This is a genomic window from Mesorhizobium sp. M2A.F.Ca.ET.037.01.1.1 (genome assembly GCF_003998075.1).
Taxonomy (GTDB): domain Bacteria; phylum Pseudomonadota; class Alphaproteobacteria; order Rhizobiales; family Rhizobiaceae; genus Mesorhizobium.
This window is the reverse complement of sequence record NZ_RZSA01001504.1, coordinates 1-977: the sequence shown is the minus strand read 5'-3', so window position 1 is coordinate 977 and position 977 is coordinate 1. Positions and strand designations below refer to the sequence as shown.

At 63.5% G+C, this 977-nt stretch carries 1 protein-coding gene; it reads right to left on the bottom strand.

Annotated elements, in window-relative coordinates; all coding sequences use genetic code 11:
• The coding region (locus EOA27_RS37935) for a penicillin-binding protein 2 (protein WP_145970881.1) at positions 1-977 on the bottom strand (977 nt) is incomplete at both ends.

The window sequence follows — 977 nt, the reverse complement described above, 5'->3', positions numbered from 1 at the left end:
GTGTTGAAATTCAACTCCTTGGAGTAGCGGCCGTTGATGACCTTCTCGGCCGTTCCGGTCTTGCCGCCAACCCGGTAGCCGGGGGCCCTGGCGTTCCTGGCCGAGCCCTTCTCGGCATTGAGCGTATAGAGATAGCGCATGCCTTCGACCGTCTTGTCGCTGACCACTTTCTTGGCCACCGCCATCGCCTCCTGTTCGCTGCGGACCAGGAATGTCGGCTGGATCAGATAGCCCTGCATCAGCGCCGCGCAGCCGACGGCGGCTTGCAGCGGCGTCGTCGACACGCCATGGCCGAAGGCGATGGTGAACGAGTTGACCTGTTTCCAGACCTTGGGCTCGGTCGGGCGCGCGACCTCCGGCAGCTCGGTCTGCATCCTGTCGAGAATGCCGAGGCGGTGCAGGAATTCGCGGTGCCCCTCGATGCCGACAAGCTCTGCCTCCCTGGCCGAGCCGATGTTGGACGAATAGAGGAACACCTCCGGCAGCGACAGCACGCGGTTCTTGCCGTGGAAATCGTGAATGGCCTGATGGCCGACCCGGATCGGATGCGACGCGTCGAAGCGGCTGTTCATCGTCGCCTTGCCGGAATCGAGCGCCATCGCCGAGGTGAAGCTCTTGAAGGTCGAGCCCATCTCGTAGAGGCCCGCCGACATGCGGTTCAGCCGGTCCTTGTCCTGGGCATTGTACGGATTGTTCGGGTCGAAGTCCGGCACCGAGGCCATCGCCATCACTTCGCCCGTCTTGATGTTCAGCACGACGGCGCCGGCGCCCATGGCGCGATAGCGCTCCAGCCCGGCGGCGATCTCGTCGCGCACCACATGCTGGACGCGCAGATCAATCGAAAGCCTGACCGGCTTGAGGTCCTTGGCTATGGCAAGGCCCGACGCCTGCAGGTCGCTCAGCCCCTGCTCGTCGATATACTTCTCCATGCCGGAGATGCCCTGGTTGTCGATATTGGTCAGGCCGACGATATAGGA